This is a genomic window from Agrobacterium sp. LEGMi-208b (assembly GCF_059511785.1).
In genome coordinates this window covers 1,393,688-1,417,784 of sequence record NZ_CM183445.1, presented here as the reverse complement: position 1 = coordinate 1,417,784, position 24,097 = coordinate 1,393,688, and the positions used below count along the sequence as shown (strand labels likewise).

Sequence of the window (24,097 nt, the reverse complement as noted above, 5' to 3'; positions counted from 1 at the left end):
TGGTTTGGCGAGCAGCACGGCCGCTGAGCTATTCGGCCGCATCGCTCATCCACTCCGCGCCATTGGCATTGATCGCCTCGAAATCGGCGCGCATCTTTCGCACCAGACCGAGTTCGGCCTGGAAATCCACGTAGTGCGGCAGTTTCAGATGCTCGACGAAACCCGTCGCCTGCACATTGTCGGCATGTGAGATGACGAATTCCTCGTCCTGAGCGGGGGCGACGACATCCTCGCCGAATTCGCTGGCGCGTAGCGCCCGGTCGACCAGAGACATGGCCATCGCCTTGCGTTCGCTCTGGCCAAAAACCAGACCGTAACCGCGGGTGAATTGCGGCGGTGCCTTGGCCGAACCCTTGAACTGGTTGACCATCTGGCATTCGGTGACCTTGATATCGCCGAGCGAGACGGAAAAGCCGAGTTCCGGCACCTCAAGCTCGACTTCCACCTCACCGATGCGGATTTCACCGACGAAGGGGTGGGTGCGGCCGTACCCGCGCTGGGTCGAATAGGCGAGCGCCAGAAGAAAACCCTCATCACCACGCGCCAGCGATTGCAGGCGCAGGTCGCGCGGCATCGGAAACTCCATCGGTTCCCGTGTCAGGTCGCCGGCAATATGGTCATCCGCCATATCGCCGTCGCTTTCGATAAGCCCCTCCTGGGCGAGGATATCGGAAACGCGCATGACATATTCCGGCTCGCCTTCGCGCTGGGTAGCGGTTTCGACGGCCTCGTCTTCGAGGAGGGAGGGATCAAGCAGCCGATGGGTGTAGTCGAAGGTCGGCCCCAGCAATTGCCCGCCGGGCAGATCCTTGTAGGTGGCGGAAACACGCCGCTGCACCGCCATGTCGGCGGTATCCACCGGAACCGAATAACCAAAGCGCGGCAGCGTGGTGCGATAGGCGCGCAGCAGGAAGATGGCTTCGATCATGTCGCCGCGCGCCTGCTTGACGGCAAGGGCTGCAAGCGACTGATCGTAGAGTGAGGCTTCCGCCATCACCCGGTCGACGGCGAGAGACAGTTGCGAAACGATCTGCGCCACGCTCATGGCGGGCAGGTCGCGGTCTCCGCGCCGCTGGTCGGCTAGCAGCCGGTGGGCGTTGGCGATGGCGGTCTCCCCGCCTTTGACAGCAACATACATCTTATGCCTCCACGGGTTTGATGCGCGTCGTGCGCGGCAGGCAGACGAATTTATCGCCAGCCGTCAGGATGACATCGACGCCACGCGGGAAGATGGCGTTGTTCTCCGCCCAAAGCCTCGGGAATATATCCGGCAGGCCGGAAGGGCTGATGACGTTGACGTGGCGGATGCCGGGGCCGGAGAGCAGCAATTCCCGACCACCGTCCAGATCGGACAATTCGATGATGAGGGTCGTGGAGCGGTCGGGATATTCCTGGCTGCCCTGGGCGAAGAGGCCGAAGGACGCGATGGCGCTGCCCGCTTCGATGACGGCGAAATGCGCGGCCGCTTTTTCTTCCGTCGCCGGTGCGCCGGTGTGAAATCCGATCCAGCCCGGCACCGCGGTCTTGCGCAATGCGCCGCTCAGCCAGACCGGTGTATCGTGGTCGCAGAGCGCCAGCAGAACCGCACCGGTGGCGGCGGCAAGCGGCAGCGGCGGGGCGATCGCCGTTTCGATTGTCTGCGGCGTGCCGGGACGGGCCATGCCGTCCATCAGCTTCTTGAAAATACGCTGGGAATCGAAGACGGCGCTGGAAAAGCCACCCGTCAATGCTTCGGCTTTCACGCCCATCAATCCTCTCCTCGAACCATGGTGAAGAAATCGACCCGCGTGGCTGCGGTTTCCTTTGTTTTCCGGTCCTTCTCTTCGCTCAGTCTCTTTTCGACCGGTGAAAGAAGCTCGGTCTCGATGAAGTCCCGGGTCGGGCTTTCCTGCCAGAGTGCGTCGAAAACGGCGGCGTACCAGGCCTTCTTGCGGCCGGTGCCGAGAACATGCGCATGGCCGACGGTTCCCGAGGCCAGCTTGACGGTCGCGCGGGTGACTGTGGTCTCGCCGAGATTAAAAGGCGCACCGCCGCCGCCGATACGACCCTTGACCATGACGAGGCCGGTTTCCGGCCCCCGCACGTTTTCCGTCTGCGGGCTGGCATCCTGCCGGCTCCAGACCGTTTCAAGTTCCTGAACGGTGGCGCGGGCAAGAAGCGCCGCCACCCGCTTCCTTTCCGCATGTATATTCGCAGCTTCGTTATTCATCGCTTGACCTCTAATGTCTATTGATATAGACAACTATACAATATAAGCTACAATTAACGTCGATGAATGACAAGCGTGTGACATGAGCCCTGCAGCAGCGATGAAAAGAAAGAACGGCGTGGCACTCTGGCGGCAGATCGCCGACCGGATCAGAGGCGAGATCGCGGCAGGCGATCACGACGAAACCGGCATGTTGCCGCCGGAGATGACGCTGGCTGAAAAATTCGGCGTCAACCGCCATACCGTCAGAAGTGCGATCGCCGCACTGGCGAGCGAAGGCATTCTCGAGCCGATGCAGGGGCGCGGCACGATGATCGCCCGCAAGGAGCGTCTGAGCTTTCCGATTTCGCTACGCACGCGCTTCACGGCAGGCATCGGCGATCAGGTGAAGGAAATGGAGGCGCTGCTTCTTTCCCACACGACCGAACCGGCCAGTGCTGATCTGGCAGCGCGGCTGCAACTGACGGCCGGTGCGCCGCTCATCCGCCTGGAAACCCTGCGCAAGGCGGACACTCGCCCTGTATCCCGTTCGACCACATGGTTCCCGGCGGATCGTTTTGCCGGAATAGGCGAGGCCTATCAGAAAAGCGGCTCGATCACGGCCGCTTTCAAGATGCTTGGCGTGGCAGATTATGTGCGCATTTCCACCGTCATTTCCGCTATCCACGCGGATACGCAGGATCTCGCCGATCTCGAACTATCGCCGGGGGCCATCCTGCTTGTCACCCAGGCGTTGAATGCGGATATGGACGGCGTGCCGGTGCAATATGCCGTCAGCCGTTTCTCGGCCGACACGGTCGAATTCACGGTGGAGAATTAGAGTACGGCTTACTCCGGCTGCGAAAGTCCGAGCACATCCAGCATGGAGTAGAAGCCGGGCTTCTTGTCGAAAGCCCACATGGCTGCGGTGATTGCGCCGCGTGCGAAGATGGAGCGGTCGCCGGCATAATGGGAAAGCTCGACGCGCTCACCTTCGCCGGCGAAGATCACCGAATGTTCGCCGATGACCGAGCCGCCGCGCAGCGTGGCAAAACCGATGGTGCCGGCCTCACGCGCGCCCGTATGTCCGTCGCGCACGCGCACGGAGGAGGCGGTGAGATCGACCTTGCGGCCGGCGGCGGCCGCTTCGCCCAGCAGCAGCGCCGTGCCCGAGGGCGCGTCCACCTTGTGTTTGTGGTGCATTTCCAGAATTTCGATATCCCAGTTCTGCGCATCGAGCGCCTGTGCCGCCTGCTGGGTGAGAACGCTGAGCAGGTTGACCCCAAGGCTCATATTGCCCGACTTGACGATGCGGGCATGGCGCGAAGCCGCCTTGAATTTTTCCTCATCTTGCGGCGAACAGCCGGTCGTGCCGATGACGTGCACGATGCGGGCCTGCGCGGCAAGGCCGGCAAAGGTGACGCTGGTTGCCGGTGAGGTGAAATCGATCACCCCTTCGGCATGCAGAAATGCCTGCAAGGGATCGCTGGTGATTTCGACGCCGATGGGGCCGAGACCGGCGATCTCACCGGCATCACGGCCGACAAAAGCCGAACCTTCACGCGCCACGGCGGCATGCAGCTGAACGCCGGGCGTCTGGTGAATGAGGCGGATCAGCGCCTGTCCCATGCGGCCCGCCGCGCCGACCACCACCAGTTTCATCCCGCTGCCGCCCATGCTGTCACTCACTTTTCATGTCGGGCGGATCGGAACCCGCCGGTATCGGATATTTGATGTTTGCTGTAGCGACGTTAAAGGCCGCCCGCCCGCTTCGCAAGCATCACATATGAAGGGTGGTCCTTCAAAACCGGTCAGGCTCTCCAGCGCCGGCCGTCCAGCGACAGGCCGAAATCCGAAGGCGTTCTGGCATAGGTGGCAAGACCGGAAAGGGCCGCCTGCGGATGGGTGACGACGAATGTCGGAATGGTCCGCATCAGGGCGCTGTGTGGTGCCTTATCCTCGAAAGCGGCCCGGAATTCCGGGCTCTTCAGCGCCGGAACGATCTTCTGCGAAATGCCGCCGGCGAGATAAACGCCGCCCTTGGCCATGAAGATCAGCGCAAGGTCGCCCGCCACACGGCCGAGATAGGTGCTGAACAGCGAGAGCGTTTCTTTCGCCTGCGCGTTCTGGCCGGAAAGCCCCTGCGAGGTGATATCGGCCGGATCGGAGAAGACGGCGTCAATGCCGTCGGCCTTGCAGACGGCGCGGTAAAGATTGACCAGCCCGCGCCCGCACAGGATTTGTTCGCCCGCGACGCGGCCTTCGATGGTTTCGATATGCGGGAAAACCGCATAGTCACGCGCGCTTCTGGGGCCGATATCGATATGTCCACCTTCGCCCGGCACCGGGAACCACATGTGGCGGGCATAGACCAGCCCTGCAACGCCAAGCCCCGTGCCCGGTCCAAGAACGACCCTCGACGCCAGCACGTCTTTTTTGCCGGAGCCGATGGCGTCGCGGTTATCGTCGTCAAGGGCCGCAATCGCCAGAGCCTGCGCCTCGAAATCATTGATGACGATGACGTCCTTCAGGCCGAGATTGGCGAGCATGTCCTTCGGCTTGACGACCCAGTGGCAATTGGTGAGCGGAATCTCGTCGCCCTCGATCGGGCCCGCAATCGCAAGAATGGTCGAGACCGGCTGAAGCGAGGTCTTGTCCAGAACCGCCTGCTGGATGGCGTCATCGATCGTCGGATATTCCGCCGTCTTCACGGTGGTGAGGTGGGCCGGTTCCGCAAAGGAATCGATCAGAATGGAAAAGCGGGCATTAGTGCCGCCGATGTCGCCAAGAAGGATCGGAAAGGACAGATATTCGGTATCGGACGTCTTCGGCATTGCCTGTTCCATGGTGGGAGGGTCAGTTGGCGAGGTGGAAGTCGATGAGGTTTTCTGCGGTGGCGCGATTGAGCGCCATGGGAATGTCATAGACCGTGGCAAGCCGGGTCAGCGCCTTCACATCCACATCGTGCGGCATGGCCGTCAGCGGATCGGTGAAAAAGATCAGCATGTCCACTTCGCCGGTGGCGATCATCGCGCCGATCTGCTGATCGCCGCCGAGGGGGCCGCTCTTGAGGCGGATGACCTCAAGTCCCGGGCAGGCTTCCTGCACGCGTCCGCCGGTGGTGCCGGTGGCGACGATCCTGAAAGCGGTAAGCGCCTTTTGATGGTGACGGGCGAAATCCGCCATATCGTCCTTCTTCTCGTCGTGAGCGATGAGCGCGATACAGCGTTGCCCTTCCATGATCCCAGCCTGTCCTCAAAGAATTAAATCGATTTGAAGCCTTCTATAACAGCTTGCCGCCATTTGAAAAGGGAAGCCGTTGAATGCCTCATTTCTGTTTCAGTTCAATGTCGGACGCTGGGCCGGAAGCGGAATATCGGATGGCGGCTGAATGGCAGGCGCATTCTGGATGACCTGTTCCACGCTCTGTTGCCGCACGGCCTGTGCAGACGCGGGCGAATATGCCTGGGCTGCAATTCCTTCAGGATTGGCGGAAGGGGCGGCGGCCACGGTGGCGCAGGCCGAGGGCAGGTCGGAAACCATGACCGGACGCGGTTTCACCGGTTTGGCATTGGGATCCTTTTTCGGTGGCGCCCACGGCTCCTTGGAGAACCACCAGGCCAGCGACTTGTCGCAGCCATCGCCCTTGCCAACGGCCGCCTGCGGTTTGCAGTTGGGAGCGCCAGGCGGGCATTCGAGACGGATGTGGAAATGTTCGTCATGACCATAGATCGGCCTGATCTTGCCCATGAAGGTACGGTCGCCAGTCCATGTCTGGCAGAGCTTCTGCTTGATCGCCGGGTTGACGAAGACCCGCTCCACCTGCGGGTAGCTTGCCGCCATCATCACCAGTCGGGCATTCAGTGGCGACCATTTGCGGTCATCGACCGTCAGGAACTTGCTCTTGTCCAGCATCGAGATGAAAGGCACCGTTTCGCGCTGCTCCGCGCTCAGCCGCGGGGTCGGCATCGGCCGCCACCAGATGTCGACATCGAGACCGATCTGGTGCGACGCATGGCCTGTCAACATCGGCCCGCCGCGCGGCTGGGAAATATCGCCGAGCAACAGGCCCGGCCAGCCGATCTTCTGGGCGTCCTGCGAAAATTGCTCGAGGAAGGAAATCATCTGCGGCTGACCCCAGCGCCGGTTGCGCGAAAGGCGCATGGCCTGCCAGCCGGGACCATCAGTCGGCATGGCGATGGCACCGGACTGGCAGCCCTTGGCATAGGAGCCGATCGGCTGCGAGCCGGTAGCGGAAGGCAGGGCCATGTGCCCGAACACTTCTTTCGCCGGCCTGTCCTCGGCCGATGCGGTTTCCATCTGTAACTGCAGCGCGGAGACGACCGAAATCGCCAACATGGCCGCCTTGAAAACTCTCGATGATCCCGCCGTCATATAGTCGTGCCCGTCCGATCAAATGATTCTCTTCCCCTTAAGATAAACTGGAACGGGAATTTGTTGAAACCATGTTTCGCCCCGCATCTTGCAAAGCGGAAGGATAAAGGCGCCGATAAAGAGCTTGTGAGTCGACGCATCTGTTTTTTGCCAATCTTTGTTTTATGCTCTCTCCAACAAACACGAAAACAGGGACATTCCCCCAATGATATTGGCACCACTGAAATCCCGTCTCCTCATTGCTCTTGCGGCATCTGCCCTGCTGATACCGGCGGCCGTCTCCGCACAATCGGCCGATGTATGGCGAAAGGGGATTTCAACGGTTGGGGAGCTGAAACATCCCGATGGCTTCGATCATTTCGACTATGTGAACACCAAGGCGCCGAAAGGCGGCACCCTTCGCCTGTCGACGGCTGGCACCTTCGACACGCTCAATCCGCTGCTCGCCAAGGGTGAGGCGGCGACGGGCCTTTCGCTGGTTTTCGATACGCTGATGAAATCGACGGAAGAAGAGCTGTCGGCCTCCTACGGCTTGCTGGCAGAGGGCGTGAGCTATCCCGACGATATTTCCAAAGCTACTTTCCGGCTGCGGGCGGAGGCCAAATTCGCCGACGGCAAGCCGGTGACGCCTGAAGACGTCGTCTTCAGCTTCGAAAAGGCGAAGGATCTGAGCCCGCAGCTTGCGACCTATTACACCCATGTGACCAAGGCGGAGGTGAGCGGCGAAAGGGACATTACCTTCACTTTCGATGAAAAGAACAATCGTGAATTGCCGCAGATCGTCGGGCAATTGCTGATCGTTCCCAAGCACTGGTGGGAAGCCGCCGGCCCGGATGGCAAGCCGCGCGACATATCGCGCGGCACGCTGGAACCGGTCATGGGTTCCGGCCCCTACAAGATTGCGTCAGTCTCTCCCGGCTCGACAATCACCTATGAACGCCGCGACGACTATTGGGGCAAGGACATCAATGTGAATGTGGGGATGAACAATTTCAAAACCATCGCCTATACCTTCTTTGCCGATCAGGATGTGGAATTCCAGGCCTTCAAATCCGGCACCGTCGATTTCCGCCAGGAAGCCTCCTCCAGCCGCTGGGTCACGGGTTATGATTTTCCGGCCGTCAAGGAAGGCCGCGTCAAGAAGGAGGAATTGCCGAACATCTATCGCTCCGTCGGCATCATGCAGGCCTTCGTGCCGAACATGCGCCGGGAGAAGTTCCAGAACCCGAAACTGCGCAGGGCGCTCAATTACGCTTTCGATTTCGAGGAGCTGAACCGCACCTTGGCTTACGGCCAGTTCCAGCGCATCAACAGCTTCTTCATGGGCAGCGAACTGGCCTCTTCCGGGCTGCCGACCGGTCGCGAGCTGGAAATTCTTCAGGAGCTGAAGGATCAGGTCCCGCCGGAAGTCTTCACGACAGAATATCGTAACCCGGTGGCCGGCGATCCCACCAAGCAGCGCGACAATCTGCGGGAAGCGGTCAAGCTGATGAAGGAGGCGGGATACGAGCTGCGTGGCAACCGAATGGTCAATGCGGCAACGGGACAGCCTCTCGATATGGAGTTTCTGATCGATTCCGCCGGCATGGAAAGAACCATCCTGCCCTATGTCCAGAATCTGAAGAAGATCGGCATCAACGCCACCATCCGTACCGTTGACGCATCGCAATATACCAACCGCACCCGCAGCTTCGATTATGACGTGATCGTCAAGCTCTGGGCGACCTCGGCGAACCCCGGAAACGAACAGGCGGATTTCTGGGGCTCGGCCGCCGCCGACCGGCAGGGTTCCAATAATATTGCCGGAATCAAGAATCCGGCCGTTGATGCCTTGGTCAGGAAGGTCATATTTGCACCGAACCGGGATGAGCAGGTGGCGGCGGCCCGTGCTCTCGACCGGGTGCTTTTGGCAAACAGCTATGTCATCCCGCAATTCTATCGCGGTGAGATGTTCATCGCCTATTGGAACACGCTCATTCGTCCGGAAAACCTGCCTCAATATGGCGTCGGTTTTCCAGATGCATGGTGGTCCAGCCAGGCCGGAAACTGACGCCGGCCTTGCTTTCGCGGCGAAGGCTTGATTCACATAGGGCGAGACGAATCGCTCAGAGCGCAGGCAGCGCTTTCAGGAAAGGACCGGGTTTGACAGAAACGAAAACCGCTGACGTATCGGCCGGGAGCAGAGGCTGATGGGCGCCTATATCCTCAGACGTCTGGCGCTGATGATCCCAACCATCGTCGGCATTATGGGCATTTCGTTTCTCGTCATCCAGTTCGCACCGGGCGGGCCGGTGGAACAGGTCGTCGCGCAATTGACGGGGCAGGGCGACAGCGCCTCCGACCGGCTTTCGGGTGGCGGCGATCTCATGGGCCAGTCCGGCGGTTTCGATGACAGCGGTTCGAAATATCGCGGCGCGCAGGGTCTCGATCCGGAACTGATCGCGAAGCTCGAAAAACAGTTCGGTTTCGACAAGCCGCCGCTCACCCGTTTTCTCGAAATGATGTGGAATTATATCCGCTTCGATTTCGGTGACAGCTTCTTCCGCAACTCTTCGGTGATCGATCTCATCATCGACAAGCTGCCGGTCTCTGCCTCGCTCGGCTTCTGGATTCTGATCATTTCCTATATCATCTCCATTCCGCTCGGCATCAAGAAGGCCGTGTCCGATGGCTCGACCTTCGATGTCTGGACGTCGGGCATCATCATCATCGGTTATGCCGTGCCGAGCTTCCTGTTCGGCATCCTGCTCATCGTCCTCTTCGCCGGCGGATCCTTCTTCGACTGGTTCCCGCTGCGCGGCCTTGTGTCGGATAATTTCGACCAGCTCACCTGGTGGCAGAAGATCATCGACTATTTCTGGCACCTGACCCTGCCGCTGATCGCGCTGTCGCTCTCGGCCTTCGCGACGACGACGCTGCTGACCAAGAACTCCTTCATCGACGAGATCAAGAAGCAATATGTCATCACCGCCCGCGCCAAGGGTCTCACCGAACGCAGGGTTCTTTATGGCCATGTCTTCCGGAATGCGATGCTGATCGTGATCGCCGGTTTTCCGGGCGCCTTCATCTCGGCCTTCTTTACCGGATCGTTGCTGATCGAGAATATCTTTTCGCTCGATGGCCTCGGTCGCCTCGGTTATCTCTCGGTCGTCAACCGCGATTACCCGATCGTCTTCGGCACGCTCTTCATCTTCTCGCTGATGGGCCTCGTGGTCGGCCTGATTTCCGACCTGATCTATACATGGATCGATCCGCGCATCGATTTCGAGCGGAGGGACGTGTGATGACGCTTGCCCGTACCGCCGAAACCGAAACGCTGGTAAAGCCCAAGCGCCCGTGGTTCTCGCCGACAACCAAGCGTCGCTGGCAGAATTTCAAGGCAAACCGGCGCGGTTACTGGTCCTTCTGGCTGTTCCTGATCCTGTTTTTCCTGAGCCTGATCGCGGAATTCATCGCCAATGACAAACCCATTCTCGCTTCTTACAAGGGTGAGATTCTGGTGCCGGTCATGGTGGATTATCCTGAGGAGAAATTCGGTGGCTTCCTGGCCCAGACCGACTACAAATCCTCCTTCATTCAGGATGAGATCAACGCCAATGGCTGGATGATCTGGCCGCCGATCCGCTATTCCTATCAGACGGTCAATTCCAATATTCCCCATTCGGCGCCCACTGCGCCCTTCTGGCTGATGGACAAAAAGGATCGCTGCTCGGCCTACCCGCAGGGCGATGCCGATCCCGGCTGCACCCTTGGCAATCTGAATTGGCTCGGAACCGACAATCAGGCCCGCGACGTCACGGCGCGTATGATCTATGGTTTCCGCATCTCGGTGCTTTTCGGTCTGACGCTGACCATCGCGTCGGCTCTCGTCGGCGTCACGGCCGGTGCGATACAGGGTTATTTCGGCGGCTGGACGGACCTTCTGTTACAGCGTTTCATCGAAATCTGGTCGTCAATGCCGGTGCTCTATATCCTGCTCATTATCGCGGCCATCCTGCCGCCGGGCTTCTTTGTGCTGCTCGGCATCATGCTGCTCTTTTCATGGGTCGGCTTCGTTGGCATCGTGCGTGCCGAATTCCTGCGGGCGAGAAATTTCGAATATGTCCGCGCCGCCCGCGCACTCGGTGTCGGCAACTGGACAATCATGTTCCGGCATCTTCTGCCCAATGCCATGGTGGCGACGCTGACCTTCCTGCCTTTCATCCTCTCCGGTTCGATCACGACACTCACCTCGCTCGATTTCCTCGGTTTCGGCATGCCGCCGGGATCGCCGTCGCTGGGTGAGATGATCGCGCAGGGCAAGAACAACCTTCAGGCTCCCTGGCTCGGTCTTACCGCCTTCTTCACCATGTCCATCATGCTGTCGCTATTGATCTTCGTGGGCGAGGCGGTGCGCGACGCCTTCGATCCACGCAAGACGTTCCGGTAGATCAGTTCGTTTTTCGCTATTGTTGTGCCATGATGCCCTTGCCGGATATTTGTGGAGTTTGTCTTGAACAAGATCATACGTGACCATTATCCTGTCGAGAAATTGCCTGCCGACCTTCGGCAGGGTTTCAGCGCGCGTGCGACCGTGCGTGTCGTCATTGAGGAAGAGCCGGTGCCGGCCTCCGCCGAGCCTCTATCCGGCGGTGGAAAAATGACGATTGCCGATACCCTGGAAATGATCCGTGCCTATCATGCGCTGGCGCGACCATCGGTGAGTTCCGAAGAGGCCGTTGCGAGGATCCGTGCTTTGCGTGATGAATGGGACGACTGAGGTTTGCGGATTTATCTGGACACGAATATTTTCATAGCGGCTTTCGAACGCAGGGATGCTTCAAGCGATCGCTTGCGTGATTTCCTGAACGCATTCGCTGCGAGCGCCACGCAGGTTTTCTGCACAAGTGAACTGACATTATCGGAATTGCTGGTCATTCCGTTGCGTGATCGGAATGAAGTGCTTTCCCAAGATTATCAGGGAGTTGTCTCTGACAGAAATGTCTGGCTTGACGTGTTGCCCGTAACCCGGTCGACATTGGTGGAGGCGGCGCGATTTCGAGCCGGTATCAATCGGATGAAACTTCCCGATGCGATCCATGTCGCTGCTTCTATCGGTTCAGACTGCACACATTTTCTGAGCGAAGACAACCACCTCCTTGCCGCCGGGAAAGCGCTTGCGGAAAAGACGCTTTTCATCCAACCCGACGAAACAAATCTCTCCCAGCTTCTCGAAAGCCTCGATGCATGACAAAGCCGCTTCTCTCCGTCCGCGACCTCTCCGTTGCTTTCCATCAGGGCGGCGCAACCAGTGTTGCTGTCGATCATGTCTCCTTCGATCTGATGCCGGGTGAGGTCGTCGCCCTCGTCGGGGAATCCGGTTCCGGCAAATCGGTCACGGCGAATTCCATCCTCAAATTGCTGCCCTATCCGGCAGCAAGCCATCCTTCCGGGAAAATCCTGTTCGATGGCAAGGACATGCTGACTTTGCCGGAACGTTCCCTGCGTGCGGTCCGCGGCAATGACGTCACCATGATTTTCCAAGAGCCGATGACCTCGCTCAACCCGCTTCACACCATCGAGCGGCAGATCGGCGAGATTCTGGAGCTGCATCAGGCAATCACCGGGGCGGAGGCGCGGGCGCGCACGCTGGAACTGCTGCTGCAGGTTGGTATCCGTGAACCGAAAAAGCGCCTGAAGGCCTATCCGCACGAATTGTCCGGCGGCCAGCGGCAGCGCGTGATGATCGCCATGGCGCTTGCCAACCGGCCGAAACTGCTGATCGCCGATGAGCCGACGACGGCGCTCGACGTGACGGTCCAGGCGCAGATTCTCGAGCTGCTTGGCGATCTGAAAAGACAGCACGGCATGTCCATGCTGTTCATTACCCACGATCTCGGCATCGTGCGCAAATTCGCTGATCGCGTCTGTGTCATGACCAAGGGCAAGATCGTCGAGACCGGCACTGTGGAGCAGGTGTTCAACGATCCGCAACACGCCTATACGCGCCACCTTCTGGCGGCAGAGCCGAAAGGCGAACCGCCGCATTCCGACGCGACCAAACCGGTGGTCATGCAGGGCGACGATATCAAGGTCTGGTTCCCCATCAAGGCGGGGCTGATGCGCCGGGTGGTCGATCATGTGAAGGCGGTGGACGGTATCGATATTACCCTGCGTGCCGGCCAGACGGTCGGCGTGGTGGGCGAATCCGGCTCCGGCAAGACGACGCTCGGCCTGGCGCTCTCGCGGTTGATTGCCTCACAAGGGCGTATTAGTTTTATCGGCCAATCGATCGACCACTATTCCTATGAAATGATGAAGCCGCTCAGAAACTGGCTGCAGGTGGTGTTTCAGGATCCCTATGGATCACTCAGCCCGCGCATGTCGGTTGGCGAAATCGTCGCCGAAGGCCTGAAGGTGCATGAGCGGTCGCTGTCCGCCGACGAGCGCGATACGCGTGTCGCCACCGCGCTGGAAGAGGTCGGCCTCGATCCGGCCACCCGCTGGCGGTATCCGCATGAATTTTCCGGCGGCCAGCGCCAGCGCATCGCCATTGCCCGCGCCATGGTGCTTAAACCCCGTTTCGTCATGCTGGACGAGCCGACATCCGCACTCGACATGAGCGTGCAGGCGCAGGTGGTGGACTTGCTACGCGATCTCCAGGCCAAGCATGAACTCGCTTATCTCTTCATCAGCCACGATCTGAAGGTGGTGAAGGCGCTTGCCAACGATCTGATCGTCATGCGTCACGGCAAGGTGGTGGAGAGCGGCCCGGCGGCGGAAATCTTCGCCGATCCGCAGCAGGACTATACCAAGGCGCTGCTGGCGGCCGCCTTCAACATCGAGGCGGTGAAGACGAAAGCGGTCAGCCAGTAGGCTGCATTGCTGTTTCTGTTAAGGCAATGATTTTTCTGTTGCTTCGCGGAAAATGCCGACCCATGTTGCGGGGGCATGTGACGCGGAAACGGATTGATTGCCATGGCAGCGGATGTGATTGTTTTGGGAGCGGGGATTATCGGGGTCTCCGTCGCCTTGCAACTGGCCCGCAGGGGTAAATCGGTGGTGCTGGTCGACCGGCGCGGACCGGGCGAGGAGACCTCTTTCGGCAATGCCGGCCTGATCCAGAGAGAAGGCGTGGTGCCTTATGCCTTCCCGCAGGATATCGCTTTGCTGCTGCGCTATTCCCTGAACAACAGCATCGATGCCCGCTATCATCTCTCCGCTTTGCCGAAGATCGCGCCCTTTCTCGGCCGCTACTGGTATAATTCCGCAGCCACGCGCCACGCGGCAATTGCCCGCGTGTATGCACCGCTGATCGAGCATTCGGTTTCGGAACACAACATCCTGATCGAGGAGGCAAAAGCCGGCGATCTGATCGTCAAGAACGGCTGGATGCAGGCCTACAGGACCGCTGCAAGGCGGGACGCCGATTTTGCTTTCGCCGAGCGTCTGGCGCGCGACCACGGCATTTCCCATACGAAGCTCGATGCTGACGAGCTTGCCGCAGCCGAGCCGCATCTGAGCCATGATTTCGTCGGCGGCCTGAAATGGAACGATCCCTGGTCGGTGCGCGATCCGCATGCGCTGACGCTCGCTTATGTCCGGCTGTTCGAGAGCCTTGGCGGAAGCTTGGTCCGGGGGGATGCATCCACCATCAGCCAGACGGTGACCGGCTGGACGGTACGCACCGAAACCGGCGCGGTCGAGGCCGAACAAGCCGTCGTGGCGCTTGGCCCCTGGGCCGATACCGTCACGGAACGGCTGGGTTACCGCTTCCCGCTTGGTGTGAAGCGGGGCTATCACATGCATTATGCGCCGCAGGAGGGTACGAAGCTCAACAACTGGCTGATCGATGCCGAACGCGGTTATTTTCTGGCGCCGATGCGCAAGGGCATCCGCCTGACGACGGGGGCGGAATTTGCCGAACGCGATGCGCCAAAATCTCCGGTGCAGATCGAACGGGCGGAGCGTGTGGCGCGCACCATCTTTCCTCTTGGTGGCCGGCTGGATGCGGAACCCTGGATGGGTGCGCGGCCCTGCACGCCGGATATGATGCCGATCATTGGCAAAGCGCCGCGTCATAAAACATTGTGGTTTGCTTTCGGACACGCCCATCACGGCCTTACACTTGGGCCGATCACCGGCCGTGTGCTGGCGGAAACCATGCTGGGAGAAACGCCGGTTATCGCCATCGATGCCTATCGTCCGGAAAGGTTCAATCCCTGATAGCTAAATCCGCTGGCCTTCCTGTGACAGGCCACGTAACATGGTCACATGCTGGAGCGGGATGGCGAAAAGTGTGAGCGGTTTTCGCCTGAAATCCCATTCTAACCATATAATTTAGATCATGTGATGATCTAAAGGGGAAAAGGGGCAAACGTCATCATGGTGGCGAGGTTTCTCATCTATCAGCAGCAGGACGACTTTCGTTAGCGAAACTCGCTGCGCATGAAACGAGATGAAACGGCTTGCTGGTGCATGATGGATGATATTGAAAAAGCAAAGAAATTTTTCGCCGATAACCCCGATATCGAAATTCTTGAAGCTTTCGTCATAGACGCAAACGGCGTGCCGCGCGGCAAATGGATTCCGCGCGAACGGGCAATCGACGTGCTGGAAAAGGGGATGGCCATTCCCCGTTCGGTCTATGCGCTGGATATCTGGGGCCGGGATGTGCATGCCGCGGGCCTTGCGGAAGGCACGGGCGATCCGGATGGCTTTTGTTTCCCCGTTCCCGGCACGTTGTCGCGCGTGACATGGCTTGGCCGCCCGACGGCACAGGTTCTGCTGGCGATGAAAAACCCGGATGGGACAGGCTTTTATGGCGATCCGCGCCATGTTCTGGCGCAGGTTCTGAACGCCTATAAAAAGGCTGGCCTCACGCCGGTCGTGGCCACCGAACTCGAATTTTACCTGATCGATCCCGTGCGCTCCGCGCTCGATCCCGTCCGTCCGCCGCATAGCCGTGAGGGCCGGTGGCATACGGGCCAGACACAGGTTCTGTCGATTTCCGAATTGCAGGATTTCGAGGATGTTTTCCACGATATCTCGACAGCCTGCCGCGCCCAGGGCGTGCTTGCCGATACGACGCTGCGGGAAAACGGGCCCGGCCAATATGAGATCAACCTCAACCATGTGCCGGATGCCCTGCAGGCCGCCGATTTCGCCGTTTTCCTGAAACGTATCGTCAAGGGCGTGGCGCGGCGGCATGAGCTCGACGCTACCTTCATGGCCAAGCCTTACGGCCTGCAGGCCGGCAACGGCATGCATGTGCATTTTTCCGTTCTCGACAGGGACGGCAGGAATATCTACGCGGGGGAGGACGGCCCATCGGATGCGTTGATGCATTCGGTTGGCGGTCTCTTGGAAAACATGGGGGAAAGCATGGCGATCTTCGCCCCCCATGCCAATTCCTATCGCCGCCTGACACCCAGCGAACATGCGCCGACCTATGCCTCCTGGGGCATCGACAACCGCTCGGCGGCGGTGCGTGTCATCGTCGCCAGCAAGGCGGCGACGCGTATCGAACATCGGGTCGCGGGCGCCGATACCAATCCCTATCTCGTTGTTGCGATGATCCTGAGCGCCGCATTGGCCGGCATGAAGGAGAAGCGCCAGCCCGGCGGTGCGATTGCCGGCGACAGCCACGCGATCAATCACGAACCGCTGCCCACCAACTGGGATTATGCGCTGCAGCGCTTCACGCGATCGAGCTTTGCCTATGCGACGCTCGGCCAGAAGTACCGCACGTTGTTTTCCGCCTGCAAACAGCAGGAGCTTTCCGAATTTTCCCTGCGTGTAACCGACGTCGAATATGACGCCTATATCAGGACGGTGTGAGATGGCTGAGGTAACGAACATTCCCAATCCCGGCCACACATCGTCATGGTATGCGGCCTCCGCCAATGTCAAAACCGTGCGGCCGACGCTTGAAGGCGCGCTGGACGCCGATGTCTGCATCATCGGTGGCGGCTTCACTGGCATTTCCGCCGCGCTGGAACTCAGCGAGCGCGGTTATTCCGTCATCGTTTTGGAAGGCGTCCGAGTCGGCTTCGGCGCTTCGGGTCGCAATGGCGGCCAGATCGTCAACGGTTATAGCCGCGATCTCGAAACCATCGCTGGCCGCTATGGGCATGACAAGGCGGTAAAACTCGGCGAAATGTCGCTTGAAGGCGGCGCGATCATCCGCGAGCGTATCTCGAAATACGCCATCGATTGCGATCTCGTCGATGGCGGTTTTTTCGCCGCCTTCACGCCGAAACAGATCCGCGAGATGGAGACCCATAAGGCCCATTGGGAGAAACACGGCCATGGCGGGCTCGAAATGGTCTCGAAGGCAGATGTCGCCCAGTATGTGAAGACCGACCGTTATGCCGGCGGCATGATCGACCGGTTCGGCGGCCATATCCACCCGCTCAATCTGGTGCAGGGCGAAGCGGCGGCGGCCGAAAGCCTCGGTGCGCGCATATTTGAAAATTCGCGCGTCATTTCCGTAGAGCAGGGCGAAAACCCCGTCGTGCGCACCGCGACAAGTAGCGTGAAGGCGAAATATGTCCTCGTCTGCGGCAACGCCTATCTCGGCAAGCTGTTGCCGGAAATCGGTGACAGGATGATGCCGGTCTCAAGCCAGGTCATGGCGACGGAGCCGCTCGATGCCGACCTGATCGAGGCCCTTCTGCCGGCCGATTATTGTGTTGAGGATGCCAACTACATTCTCGATTATTACCGCCGCACGTCGGACAACCGCCTGCTTTATGGTGGCGGCATCGGTTATGGTGGCAGCGATCCCGCTGACCTGACGGGTGTGATCCGGCCGAACATGCTGAAGACCTTTCCGCAGCTGGAAAAGACCAAGATCGATTTCGCCTGGAGCGGCAATTTTGCGCTGACCCTGACGCGCATCCCGCATATGGGCCGGCTGTCGGACAATGTCTATTTTTCGCATGGCGACAGCGGCCATGGCGTCACCACCACGCATCTGCTCGGCAAGATACTGGGCGAGGCCGTTGCCGGCCACGCCGAACGTTTCGATATCTGGAGTTCGCTGCCGAACTATCCGTTCCCGGGCGGCAAGACCTTCCGCGTGCCGCTGACCGTGCTCGGCGCATGGTGGTACGGCATGCGGGACAGGCTCGGATTTTAGAACGCCACCGTCTTCAAGCCGGAAAGCGCGTTCTTCGCAATCTCCTCCGGCGTGGCATCGATGCTGACGGTCACGACGCCCGGCTCGCCGGTTGGTACTTCCAGCGTGGCAAGCTGGGTCTGAAGCAGCGAAAGCGGCATGAAATGGCCCTTGCGTTCGCCCATGCGCCGGCTGAGAAGTTCCAGGCTGCCATCCAGATAAACGAAAGCCAGCGGGCCGCCGGTGGCCTTGCGCAGCCGGTCGCGATAGATCTTCTTAAGCGCCGAGCAGGAAACCACGACACCGTTGTTTTCGCTGCCCTTGCGCAGTTCCGCGCCGATCAGATCGAGCCAGGGCCAGCGGTCTTCGTCCGTCAGCGGAATGCCCTCGGACATTTTATCGACATTGGATTTCGGGTGAAGCTTGTCGCCCTCTATGAAGGCAATTCCCAGTTTCTCCGCCAGCTCCTCCGCGACCGTGGACTTGCCGGAGCCGCTCACTCCCATCACGACAATTGCCTGTGTCACCCGAACCTCTGATATTTCTGTTTCGACGGTCAGGCCCTACCATGTGTGGCAGGTATCGGGAATATAAAAATGCGGTGCTTGCCCCTGTCAGTGCCCGGTTTTGCGCGCCGCCGCCTTTTCCAGAGCGGAGAAGCCGGTATGGATCAGGATCGCCAGGGCCGCAACGATCAGCCCACCCTGCAGAATGAAGGCGAGATTGTTGGATTGCAGGCCGGCGATGATCACTTCGCCGAGGGTGCGCGCCGCGACTGTCGAGCCGATGGTCGCGGTGGAAAGGCTGATGACCGCAGAAAGCCGGATGCCGGCGAGAATGGCCGGAAGGGCAAGCGGCAATTCTACTTTGACAAGGCGTTGCCAGCCGGTCATGCCGCTGCCTCTGGCGGCATCCATCACCGTGGTCGGCAGGGTGGTCAGGCCCGTCAGTGTGTTTTCGAAAACCGGCAGCAGTGCATAGAGAAACAGCGCGATAAGCGTCGGTTTTTCACCAAAACCGATCATCGGAACGGCCAGCGCCAGCACCGCCACCGGCGGAAAGGTCTGGCCGATATTGACGATGCTGCGCGAGAGCGGCAGGAAATCCGCCCCGAATGGCCGGGTGACGAGAACCGCGAGCGCGCCCGCCGTGAGCGTGGCCAGCCCGGTCGCTATCGCAACGGTGGCAAGATGCGACAGCGTCAGGGAAAATAGATTGGCCTGCGTGTAGATCGCCGGCGCATTGGCCTGCACAAGAGGGCGGAACACCGGCGCAAAGACCTGCGGCACGGCAAGGAAGATGAGCAGCGCCAGCGTCAGGAAACCGAGGGCAAAGAAGGACGAGGCGTTTTTCATGGGGTGCCAGTGGCACGCTGGAGGAGAACATCGCGCCGCACCCGGCCGGCGGGTTGCCCATTGTCTTTGACCACCGGCAAGGCATCGCAGCCCGCCCATAACATCGCCGACAGGGCGTCGCGCTGGCTTGTATGCTCGCTGAGCGGCTCGCCTTCGGCGTTCCCCGGCTCCACGATATCGGCAACGGAGAGAACAGAAAGCAGTTTCAGTGCACGTTCGTTTTCGCCGATCATGGTGCACACGAAATCCGTCGCCGGTTTCAGCACCAGTTCGGCTGGCGGGCAGTCCTGCACGATGCGGCCCCTGTCCATCACGGCGATACGATCCGCCAGACGGAAAGCCTCGTCCATATCGTGTGTCACGAGAACGACCGTCACGCCGAGTTTTTTCTGGATATCGAGAAGATCATTCTGGGCCTTGGCGCGGATCACCGGGTCCAGCGCGCCGAAAGGCTCGTCCATCAGGAGAATGTTCGGCTCGGCGGCGAGCGCACGCGCTACGCCGACACGCTGCTGCTGGCCACCGGACAGCTCATGCGGGAAACGGTCAGCATAAAGCGCGGGGTCAAGCTGGAAGAGCTGCATCAGCGCGTCGATCTTCGCCTCAATGCGCTTGCGATCCCAGCCGATCAGCTGGGGAACGGTCGCAATATTTTCGGCCACCGTCCGGTGCGGAAACAGGCCATGGCCCTGAATGGCGTAACCGATCTGACGGCGCAGCTTGAAGCCGGGTATCGCGCTGACATCCTCTCCGTCGATCCGGATCGTGCCGGAGGTCGGCTCCACCAGCCGGTTGATCATGCGCAGCAAGGTGGTTTTTCCCGACCCGGACGTGCCGACGATGACGGTGACGGTGCGCGGCGCTACCGTTAGCGATACCTGATCCACCACGGTCGTATCGCCATATCGTTTCGTGATGGTGTCGATCTCGATCATGCCTTTTGCCTTCCGCCTGCGCTGAAGAGATTGCTGTCTATGAGAGCGTCGAGTGTTATCGCGGCGGCAAAGCCGAGAAGAACCGTCGGCACGGTGCCAAGCAGCACAAGATCCATCGCCGTCTGCCCGATGCCCTGAAACACGAAAACGCCGAAGCCACCGCCGCCGATCAGGGCGGCGATCGTCGCCAGCCCTATGTTCTGCACCAGCACGATGCGGATGCCGGTGAGGATGACCGGCATGGCCAGCGGAAACTCCACCTGCAACAGCCGTTGTACCGGCGTCATGCCCAGCCCGCGCGCCGCTTCCCGGACAGCCTGCGAAACGCCGGAAAGGCCGACCACCGTGTTGGAAACCACCGGCAACAGCGAATAGAGAAACAGCGCCACGAAGGCGGGTGCCATGCCGATGCCGGCAATGCCGATTTTCGCTGCGCCCGGCACAGTGGCTGCGATCCAGCCGAGCGGCGCGATCAGCAGGCCGAAAAGAGCGATGGAGGGAATCGTCTGGACGATATTGAGACTGTTCAGTACCCCCGCTCGTAGCCGCTCGACCTTGTAACAGAGGATGCCCAGCGGAATGCCCACGACGGTTGCCGCGATGAGCGAGCCAATGGCTAGCTCCACGTGCCGCAGGGCCTCGGTCCAGAAAATATCGGCCCGGCCGGTATATTCCTTGATGATGGAGAGATCGTTCCAGAGACCGCTTGTCAGCACTGCCGCAAGCGCAGCCATCGCCATCAGCAACAGCAAAATCCGGATGGTGGGTTTCGGCTGGAGACGGGCAATACAATCCGTGGTGAGCAGAGCCAGGCCAGCGAATATCAGCCAAAAGCCGCTGGCAGGCGAAACGCGGGCAAAACTGTTACCCTCCGGCGTGAGGAAAGAAGCCGCCTGCCCGACGAAAACCGCCAGAGCCGCAAGACCGACCAGCGCGACTGCAAGTTTCAGTCGAGCGGGAAAGCGGAAAAAGGCAATGAAGGCCGAGAGAAGAATGATGACCGCAAGGATTATCGCGGCCGCCGGTGGGAGCGCCTCGAAGATTGTCCGTGTTTCCCCCTGAACGATCCGGTTGGCGCGAAACGTCATGAATGGCGATGCAAAAAGCGCATAAAGAAGCAGGCACGAAATCAGCACGCCCACCTTGTCAGGCCATTTCGTCAAATCCTGTTCCCCTGTGCCCTGGCCATGAACTTTGGTTAAGGCGGGATCATGGGAACGCACCCGTTACCGCACCCCGCGCCGGCGCCGCGAGCGGTTACTTGACGAAGCCGTTCTTTGTCAGGAAGTCGATGGCTACGGTCTTCGCCTGTTCGCCGCCTACCTGCACGCGGGCATTCAGCTCCTGCAGGGTTGCCAGATCGAGCTTCTCGAATACGGGTTTCAGCAACTCTTCGATATTCGGATGCTTTTTCAGAACCTCTTCGCGAATGATCGGCGCTGGTTGATAGACCGGCTGCACATGTTTGTCGTCTTCAAGAACCACAAGACCGGAAGGGGCGATGCCGCCATCCGTGCCATAGACCATGGCTGCATTGGCATTGTTCGTCTGGTTGGCGGCGGCGGCGATCGTGGCCGCGGTGTCGCCGCCGGAAAGCGTGATCAGCTGGTCAGGTTTCATGGTGAAGCCATAGGTTGTCTGAAATGCAGGGAGCGCAGCGGCGGAGTTGACGAATTCGGAGGAGGCGGCAAGGACCACCTCACCACCATCGGCAACATATTTGCCGAAATCGGAAAGCGTCTTCAGATTGTTCTTGTCGGCGACATCCTTGCGCAGGGCAATTGCCCAGGTGTTGTTGGCCGGCGATGGTGTCAGCCAGACGATCTTGTTGGCGTCGAAGTCGAGTGTTTTGGCTTCTTCATAGCCCTTGGCTGCATCTTTCCAGAGCGGCTCGTCCGCCTTGGAGAAAAAGAACGCGGCGTTGCCGGTATATTCCGGATAGATGTCGATCTCGCCCGCGGTGATCGCCTTCCGGACAACCGGTGTCGCACCGAGCTGGATGCGATCCGTCGTTTCGATCTTGTTCTGGTTGAGGACGGCGAGGATGATGTTGCCGAGAACGCCGCCTTCCGTGTCGATCTTCGACGCCACGACCACCTGCGCCTGAGCGATGGAAACAGAAAGGGCAAGCGCAAGTCCGGCGCCCGTCAACGTCATCAAGCGGTTCATGAATGTTCCTCCGGTGGGTCAGCCTGCCGAACAGGCGAAAGATCGCCGCCGCAATTGCGGCGGAATATAAACGGCCGTGAGGAAAAATGGTTGCAGGTCATCTGCATTTTCGCGCTGATGGCGCCGGTTACACGCCGATGGTCAGGTTTCGCCGTCGCGCTTGCGTGCATCCTTGCCCATGACGAGCGGCATGAGAACGGAAAGAAACAAGAGCCTGATGACGTGGTGGGAGCCGACATAGGCCGTATCGGCATGCATCATCACCGCCATCGCCGCCATGGTTTCCAGGCCGCCCGGCGAATAGGCGATCATGACGGCATTGAGCGGCACGCCGGTCACGCCTGATATCATCCAGGCAATGCTGCCGGCAATCAGCATCACGGCGATGGTGACGACGAGGCCCGCCAGAAAGCCTTTCCGCACATCCATCAGTGAGACATTCGAAAAACGTGTGCCGATAAGACAGCCGATCAGCACATAGACGGGCAGGCTGAGCCAGGTGGGAACGCCGCCTTCGGTAAGACCGGTAATGTGGGTGCCGATGGAAATGGCGACGCCGCCAAGCAGTAGCGCGGCCGGAAACTTCCAGCGCAGGAAAAGCCAGCCGGTCAGAAGCGATGCGCCGATGGTCAGCGCCAGCGCGAACAGGCCCATTGGCGGGTTGGCCACAAGCGGTTCCGTGCTGACGAGATCGAAATATTCGACGATCAGCGGCACGGAAAGTGTGAGCGCCAGCACCCGCACGCTCTGCACGATGCTGACGGTCGCAAGGTCGCTTTTCGTCTCGGCGCCAAGGCTGATGATATAGCTGAGATGACCGGGAGAGGCGCCAAGCATCGCCGTTGTCCGATCGTAACCGAAGCCGTAATGCAGGATCCAGTAGGCGACATAGAGCATGATGACGACAGCGACGAGCACAACGACGAAGCTCAGGGGCCAGGTCTTTGCGGCGTCGATCACGGAGGGTGTCACGCTCGTTCCCATCGAAATGCCGACGACGACGAAACAGGCATTGCGGATGAAGGCGGGAACGCCAAGCCTTATGCCGGCCAGCCCCGTCATCGTCACGGCGAGCGCCGGGCCGGAAAGAAAAGGCGCCGGAATATCGATGAGGCTGGCGAGCAGCGCCCCTATGCTGCCGATGAGCGCGGTAAGAGCAAATGTATGGAATTCAGGCTTGATGATCATTGCGACGCTGATTGGTTGCTTGAAAAAGCTCGCGACCAAATGCGCCGCTTCCATTCGCGACGTCAACACGCAGGATCAAAAATATTATATTTCCTGCATCTTCGATAAAAGAAAAGCCCGTGACCTCACGGACACGGGCTATGGCAATTGCCGACAGGGCAACGGGATGCTCAGGCAGCCGGAAGGGCAGCGATCTTCGGCATTTCGGTATCGAGGCCCAGCAGGAAGTTGATCTGCGGCCGCGCCTTGACGAGATCGTCGATCGAATATTCCGCCAGAACGTCGAAAAAGGCATTGAGCGCCTTGCGAAGCGCCGAGTTGAGGCCGCAGCTGTCCACAAGCGGACATTCCACAGCGCCATCCTCGAAGCATTCGGCCATGGCGAAGCTGTCTTCAGTCACCTTCACCACGTCGAACAGGCTGATCTTTTCGGCGGGTTTGCCAAGACGCACGCCACCGTTGCGGCCACGCACCGTTTCTACAAGGCCTGCCTTGTTGAGCGGCTGCAGAATTTTGAACAGGAACAGCTCCGAAACGCCATAGGCTTTGGCGATCTCAGGAATGCGGCTCAGATGGCCTTCATTGGCGGCGCAATACATCAACATGCGAACGGCATAGTTGGTCTGTTTGGTCAAGCGCATGCTGGTCTCCTAACTCTCAATGTGGAGTTATATAGTCTCTTTTTCAGTTTAGAACAATTCCAGAAACTGAAAAAACTGGCACCCATCCGATATTTCTCAAGCAGCCTTGTTGACCGTCCTGATGA

General features: G+C 59.8%; 24 protein-coding genes. 10 read left to right on the top strand and 14 right to left on the bottom strand.

Translation table 11 applies throughout. The features are described from left to right. Positions 1–28: 28 nt before the first annotated feature. From AC5YUO_RS07070 to phnG, 3 genes are read right to left on the bottom strand one after another with little or no spacing between them, the layout of a single operon-like run. The gene (locus AC5YUO_RS07070; RefSeq protein ID WP_496154738.1) at positions 29–1,138 is read right to left on the bottom strand and encodes a carbon-phosphorus lyase complex subunit; all 1,110 of its coding nucleotides are present in this window, start codon (positions 1,136–1,138) and stop codon (positions 29–31) included. Position 1,139: 1 nt separating this feature from the next. Further along, positions 1,140–1,748, bottom strand: coding sequence for a phosphonate C-P lyase system protein PhnH (gene phnH / locus AC5YUO_RS07065; protein ID WP_496154737.1), 609 nt, complete (start codon positions 1,746–1,748; stop codon positions 1,140–1,142). Continuing rightward, positions 1,748–2,209: a phosphonate C-P lyase system protein PhnG gene (phnG, locus tag AC5YUO_RS07060; RefSeq protein ID WP_400815958.1), complete on the bottom strand. Its 462-nt coding sequence runs from the start codon at positions 2,207–2,209 to the stop codon at positions 1,748–1,750. The genes phnH and phnG overlap by 1 nt, the downstream gene beginning before the upstream one ends. Before the next feature lie 82 nt (positions 2,210–2,291). Between phnG and phnF the strand changes: the two genes are divergently transcribed. After that, positions 2,292–3,029: a phosphonate metabolism transcriptional regulator PhnF gene (gene phnF, locus AC5YUO_RS07055; protein ID WP_496154736.1), complete on the top strand. Its 738-nt coding sequence runs from the start codon at positions 2,292–2,294 to the stop codon at positions 3,027–3,029. 8 nt (positions 3,030–3,037) lie between these two features. Here phnF and dapB read toward each other — a convergent pair whose 3' ends face one another. The 4 genes from dapB to mepA all read right to left on the bottom strand — a co-directional run bounded on the left by dapB (position 3,038) and on the right by mepA (position 6,583). Then, positions 3,038–3,865, bottom strand: a complete 828-nt coding sequence (gene dapB / locus AC5YUO_RS07050; protein WP_496154821.1) for a 4-hydroxy-tetrahydrodipicolinate reductase — start codon at positions 3,863–3,865, stop codon at positions 3,038–3,040. A 134-nt stretch (positions 3,866–3,999) separates the two neighbouring features. Continuing rightward, positions 4,000–5,022, bottom strand: coding sequence for a glucokinase (locus AC5YUO_RS07045; protein ID WP_496154735.1), 1,023 nt, complete (start codon positions 5,020–5,022; stop codon positions 4,000–4,002). A gap of 22 nt (positions 5,023–5,044) precedes the next feature. Next, positions 5,045–5,428 carry a methylglyoxal synthase gene (locus AC5YUO_RS07040; protein WP_496154734.1) on the bottom strand — a complete coding sequence of 128 codons (384 nt, stop codon included), beginning with the start codon at positions 5,426–5,428 and terminating at the stop codon, positions 5,045–5,047. 99 nt (positions 5,429–5,527) lie between these two features. Then, positions 5,528–6,583 carry a penicillin-insensitive murein endopeptidase gene (gene mepA / locus AC5YUO_RS07035; RefSeq protein ID WP_496154733.1) on the bottom strand — a complete coding sequence of 352 codons (1,056 nt, stop codon included), beginning with the start codon at positions 6,581–6,583 and terminating at the stop codon, positions 5,528–5,530. A gap of 205 nt (positions 6,584–6,788) precedes the next feature. On the opposite strand from mepA, the gene AC5YUO_RS07030 reads away from it, so the two are divergent. From AC5YUO_RS07030 to AC5YUO_RS06990, 9 genes are all read left to right on the top strand, one after another. Continuing rightward, entirely contained in the window at positions 6,789–8,633 is a 1,845-nt protein-coding gene (locus AC5YUO_RS07030) for an extracellular solute-binding protein (RefSeq protein WP_400815970.1), read from the top strand. Between the two features lie 139 nt (positions 8,634–8,772). After that, positions 8,773–9,867, top strand: coding sequence for a microcin C ABC transporter permease YejB (locus AC5YUO_RS07025; protein ID WP_400815973.1), 1,095 nt, complete (start codon positions 8,773–8,775; stop codon positions 9,865–9,867). Beyond that, the gene (locus AC5YUO_RS07020; protein WP_400815976.1) at positions 9,867–11,012 is read left to right on the top strand and encodes an ABC transporter permease; all 1,146 of its coding nucleotides are present in this window, start codon (positions 9,867–9,869) and stop codon (positions 11,010–11,012) included. Before AC5YUO_RS07025 ends, AC5YUO_RS07020 begins: the two co-directional genes overlap by 1 nt. 63 nt (positions 11,013–11,075) lie before the next feature. Then, on the top strand, positions 11,076–11,342 hold the full coding sequence (locus tag AC5YUO_RS07015) for a hypothetical protein (RefSeq protein ID WP_496154732.1): 267 nt from the start codon (positions 11,076–11,078) through the stop codon (positions 11,340–11,342). Between the two features lie 3 nt (positions 11,343–11,345). Then, positions 11,346–11,813 carry a type II toxin-antitoxin system VapC family toxin gene (locus AC5YUO_RS07010; protein WP_496154731.1) on the top strand — a complete coding sequence of 156 codons (468 nt, stop codon included), beginning with the start codon at positions 11,346–11,348 and terminating at the stop codon, positions 11,811–11,813. Continuing rightward, on the top strand, positions 11,810–13,438 hold the full coding sequence (locus AC5YUO_RS07005) for an ABC transporter ATP-binding protein (protein WP_496154730.1): 1,629 nt from the start codon (positions 11,810–11,812) through the stop codon (positions 13,436–13,438). Before AC5YUO_RS07010 ends, AC5YUO_RS07005 begins: the two co-directional genes overlap by 4 nt. 102 nt (positions 13,439–13,540) lie before the next feature. Further along, entirely contained in the window at positions 13,541–14,788 is a 1,248-nt protein-coding gene (locus AC5YUO_RS07000) for an NAD(P)/FAD-dependent oxidoreductase (protein ID WP_496154729.1), read from the top strand. Positions 14,789–15,040: 252 nt separating this feature from the next. Next, positions 15,041–16,402: a glutamine synthetase family protein gene (locus AC5YUO_RS06995; RefSeq protein WP_496154728.1), complete on the top strand. Its 1,362-nt coding sequence runs from the start codon at positions 15,041–15,043 to the stop codon at positions 16,400–16,402. A gap of 1 nt (position 16,403) precedes the next feature. Beyond that, positions 16,404–17,705 carry an NAD(P)/FAD-dependent oxidoreductase gene (locus AC5YUO_RS06990; RefSeq protein ID WP_496154727.1) on the top strand — a complete coding sequence of 434 codons (1,302 nt, stop codon included), beginning with the start codon at positions 16,404–16,406 and terminating at the stop codon, positions 17,703–17,705. Here AC5YUO_RS06990 and AC5YUO_RS06985 read toward each other — a convergent pair. From AC5YUO_RS06985 to rirA, 7 genes are all read right to left on the bottom strand, one after another. Further along, positions 17,702–18,190, bottom strand: a complete 489-nt coding sequence (locus tag AC5YUO_RS06985) for a gluconokinase (RefSeq protein WP_496154820.1) — start codon at positions 18,188–18,190, stop codon at positions 17,702–17,704. The two genes, AC5YUO_RS06990 and AC5YUO_RS06985, sit on opposite strands and share 4 nt — an antisense overlap. A 108-nt stretch (positions 18,191–18,298) precedes the next feature. After that, positions 18,299–19,039 (bottom strand): ABC transporter permease, encoded by a 741-nt coding sequence (locus AC5YUO_RS06980; RefSeq protein ID WP_400815989.1) that lies wholly within the window; start codon positions 19,037–19,039, stop codon positions 18,299–18,301. Then, complete coding sequence (locus AC5YUO_RS06975; protein WP_496154726.1) at positions 19,036–19,974, bottom strand: ABC transporter ATP-binding protein; 939 nt, start codon at positions 19,972–19,974, stop codon at positions 19,036–19,038. The genes AC5YUO_RS06980 and AC5YUO_RS06975 overlap by 4 nt, the downstream gene beginning before the upstream one ends. Further along, positions 19,971–21,137 (bottom strand): ABC transporter permease, encoded by a 1,167-nt coding sequence (locus tag AC5YUO_RS06970; protein ID WP_496154725.1) that lies wholly within the window; start codon positions 21,135–21,137, stop codon positions 19,971–19,973. Before AC5YUO_RS06970 ends, AC5YUO_RS06975 begins: the two co-directional genes overlap by 4 nt. Positions 21,138–21,231: 94 nt before the next feature. Next, positions 21,232–22,143: a glycine betaine ABC transporter substrate-binding protein OsmF gene (gene osmF, locus AC5YUO_RS06965; RefSeq protein WP_496154724.1), complete on the bottom strand. Its 912-nt coding sequence runs from the start codon at positions 22,141–22,143 to the stop codon at positions 21,232–21,234. A 141-nt stretch (positions 22,144–22,284) separates the two neighbouring features. Then, positions 22,285–23,331, bottom strand: coding sequence for an AbrB family transcriptional regulator (locus tag AC5YUO_RS06960; protein ID WP_496154723.1), 1,047 nt, complete (start codon positions 23,329–23,331; stop codon positions 22,285–22,287). Between the two features lie 170 nt (positions 23,332–23,501). Next, positions 23,502–23,972 carry an iron-responsive transcriptional regulator RirA gene (gene rirA / locus AC5YUO_RS06955; protein WP_059759126.1) on the bottom strand — a complete coding sequence of 157 codons (471 nt, stop codon included), beginning with the start codon at positions 23,970–23,972 and terminating at the stop codon, positions 23,502–23,504. Positions 23,973–24,097 lie beyond the last annotated feature (125 nt).